Source organism: Streptomyces sp. MK37H (assembly GCF_018035285.1).
Lineage (GTDB): Bacteria > Actinomycetota > Actinomycetes > Streptomycetales > Streptomycetaceae > Streptomyces > Streptomyces endocoffeicus.
Window position 1 is genome coordinate 1 of sequence record NZ_JAAAYH010000636.1, and the last position, 3,692, is coordinate 3,692.

Sequence of the window (3,692 nt, forward strand, 5' to 3'; positions counted from 1 at the left end):
CCCCGTACGCATCGGCCCGGACGACACCGACCGCGCCCGGCTCGCCACCCGTATCACCGAGGCCCTCGGGGACACCGGGGCGCCCGGCGGCGTGGTGTCCCTCCTCGCTCTCGACGAGGCACCGCACCCGGAACACCCCGACGTCCCCACAGGGTTCGCCACCACCCTCGACCTGGTGCGGGCGCTGGGTGAGGCGGGCGTCGACGCGCCCCTGTGGTGTGTCACCCGTGGCGCCGTCTCCACCAGCGGCGCCGACCGTCTCGGAGCCCCCGCGCAAGCCCTTGTCTGGGGCCTGGGCGGTGCGGTCGCCCTGGAGCATCCGCAGCGCTGGGGCGGGCTGATCGATCTGCCCGAGGCGCTCGACGAGGGCGCCCTCAGGGCCCTCGCCCTCGCCCTGACCGGCCGGGACGGCGAGGACCAGCTGGCCATCCGCGCCTCGGGCACCCTCGCCCGGCGGCTCCGGCGGGCCGGGGCCGGCCGTTCCGGTGAGCGCTGGCAGCCCCGCGGCACCGTCCTGATCACCGGTGGCACCGGTGGCGTCGGCGCCCAGATCGCCCGCGGACTGGTCGACGAGGGTGCCGAACACGTGGTGTTGGTCAGCCGCCGTGGGCCCCAGGCCCCGGGCGCGGCCGAGCTTGAGGCCCAACTGACCGAGCGCGGCGCCCGGGTGACCGTCGTCGCGTGCGATGTGGCCGACCGCGAGGCGCTGGCACACCTGTTGAACCAGGTCACGCGCGACGGCGCGGACCATCCACTCACCGCCGTGGTGCACGCCGCGGGCACGCTGGACGACGCCACCGTCGACGCGCTCACCCCTGAGCGGATCGAAGCCGTACTGCGCCCCAAGGTGGCGGGCGCGCGCCATCTGCACGAGCTCACCCGGGGCCTGGACCTGGACCTCGACGCGTTCGTCCTGATCTCCTCGATCGCCGGCACCGTGGGCGCCGCCGGACAGGGCAACTACGCGGCGGCCAGCGCGTATCTCGACGCGCTCGCCCAGCTGCGCCGCGCGGACGGACTGCCCGCCACCTCGGTGGCCTGGAGCGCCTGGGCGGGCGGCGGAATGATCGACGGCGAGGTGGCGGACCAGCTGCGACGCCGTGGTGCGCCGCCCATCGACGGCGCACGGGCCTTGGAGCTGCTGCGGCAGACGGTCGCGCAGGGCGACGGTTTCCTCGTCGCGGCCGACATCGACTGGGGCCGTTTCGCCCCCGCCCTGTCCGCCACCCGCCCGCTGCCGCTGCTCGCCGGTCTCCCCGAGGCGGGCGGCACCGGGCAGGACACGGCCGGAGCGGAGCGGGAGGAGGCCGGTGGCGCCGCCGCGCTGCGTACGCGGCTCGCGGAGCTCAGCCCGGCCGACCGCCACACCGCCCTCGTGGAGCTGGTGAGCGAGCAGGCGGCCGCGGCCCTCGGCTACGCCGACGCGGGCGCGGTCGAGACCGGACGCGCCTTCAAGGAGCTGGGCTTCGACTCGCTGACCGCCGTCGATCTGCGCAACCGGCTGAACGCCGCCACCGGGCTGCGGCTGCCGGTCACCCTCGTCTTCGACTACCCGACCGCCGACGACCTCGCGGTACTGCTGCGGGAGGAACTCCTGCCATCGGGCGGGGAGTCCGTGGACACCGTGGCACTCGCGGAGTTCGACCGCGTCCAGTCCACCCTCGCCGCCCTGGAGCTGGGCGACATCGAATCGGCCACGGACGACGAGATGTTCGAGCTGCTCGACGGGATGTTCGAGCTGCTGGGCCGGAATCTGACGGCCTCATGAACCGCCGCGCCACCGCCCCGGCCGCCACCGACGTTCCGGCCCTCTTGAGGAGCTGACGACCATGGACAACGAGAAGAAGCTGCGCGACTACCTCAAGCGGGCCACCGGCCATCTCCGCGCCGCACACCGCCGGATCCAGGAGCTGCAGGCCCCCGAGCCCATCGCCATCGTGGCGATGAACTGCCGCTACGCGGGCGACATCCGGTCCCCCGAGGACCTGTGGCAGGCCGTGGCCGAAGGCCGGGACGGCATGGGCGACTTCCCGGCCGACCGGGGCTGGGACCTGCCGAACCTCTTCGACCCGGACCCCGACCGCGAGGGCCGCACCTACGCCCGCCAGGGCGGATTCCTCCAGGACGTGGACCAGTTCGACCCGGCGTTCTTCGGCATCTCGCCGCGCGAGGCCCTCACCATGGACCCGCAGCAGCGGCTGCTGCTGGAAGTGGTCTGGGAGACCTTCGAACGGGCCGGAATCGACCCGGGCACCCTGCGCGGCAGCGACACCGGCATCTTCATGGGCGCCACCGACTTCGACTACGCCCGCGATCTGACCGAACTCCCCGAGGGGCTCGAAGGCCAGATGTCCATGGGCGCCTCGGGTGCCATCCTCTCCGGCCGGGTCGCCTACACCCTGGGTCTGGAGGGACCGGCCGTCACGGTCGACACCATGTGCTCGTCCTCGCTGGTGGCGCTGCACATGGCGTGCCAGGCGCTGCGCCAGGGCGACTGCTCGATGGCACTCACCGGCGGCACCACCGTGATGTCCACGCCGAGCGGGTTCATCGAGTTCAGCCGCCAGCGGGCGCTGTCCGTCTCCTCCCGATGCCAGGCGTTCTCCTCGACGGCCGACGGCACCGCCTGGGGCGAGGGCGTCGGAGTGCTGCTGCTGGAGCGGCTCTCGGACGCCCGCCGCAACGGCCACACCGTGCTCGCGGTGGTCCGCGGCAGTGCCATCAACCAGGACGGCGCCAGCAACGGCCTCACCGCGCCCAACGGCCGTGCCCAGCAGCGGGTGATCCGCCAGGCGCTGGCCAACGCCACCCTGTCCGGCACCGATGTGGACGTGGTCGAGGCACACGGCACGGGAACGTCGCTGGGCGACCCCATCGAGGCGAACGCCCTGCTGGCCACGTACGGCAGGAACCGCCCGGCCGACCGGCCGCTGTGGCTCGGCTCGCTGAAGTCCAACATCGGCCACACGGCCGCCGCCGCGGGGGTCGGCGGTGTGATCAAGATGGTGCAGGCGATCCGTCACGGGGTGCTGCCCAGCACCCTGCACATCCAGGAGCCCTCGCCCAACGTGGACTGGACCTCGGGCGCCGTCGAACTGCTCACCGAGGCCCGGCCGTGGCCGGAGACCGGGCGGGTCCGCCGTGCCGGGGTGTCCGCCTTCGGCGCCAGCGGCACCAACGCCCACGCCATCATCGAGCAGGCCCCCGAGGCCACCGGGCCCACGGACACGTCAACCGAGGGCGTGGCACCCGTGGGCGGCGCGGCGGTGCCGTGGGTGCTGTCGGCCAAGACCGAGTCCGGCCTGCGTGGCCAGGCGGAGCGCCTGCTGGCACGCCTCGCGGAGGGTCCGGAGCCGTCCCCGGCGGATGTGGGGTTCTCGCTGGCCACCACCCGCGCCCGCTTCGACCACCGCGCCGTGGTGGTCGGTGGCGGCGTCGAGGACTTCCGCGCCGGGCTGACGGCGCTCACCCGGGCCGAGCCCGGTGGCCTCGTGGCCCAGGGCGTGGCGGGCCACGCCGGGAAGCCGGTGTTCGTGTTCCCGGGGCAGGGGTCGCAGTGGGTGGGGATGGCGGTGGAGTTGCTGGATTCGTCGCCGGTGTTCGCGGGGCGGATCGCGGAGTGCGAGGTGGCGCTGTCGGGGTTTGTGGACTGGTCGCTGACTGAGGTGTTGCGGGGTGAGGGCCCGGGGTTG

Annotated in this window: 2 protein-coding genes; both read left to right on the plus strand. The window is 74.1% G+C overall.

Annotation, left to right across the window (positions count from 1 at the left end):
- Window positions 1-1,768: beta-ketoacyl reductase (locus tag GWI24_RS41920; protein WP_210951261.1), on the plus strand; the 1,768-nt coding region annotated here is incomplete at its 5' end.
- 61 nt (window positions 1,769-1,829) lie between these two features.
- A partial coding sequence (locus tag GWI24_RS41925) for a type I polyketide synthase (protein ID WP_210951262.1) occupies window positions 1,830-3,692 on the plus strand: 1,863 nt, incomplete at its 3' end.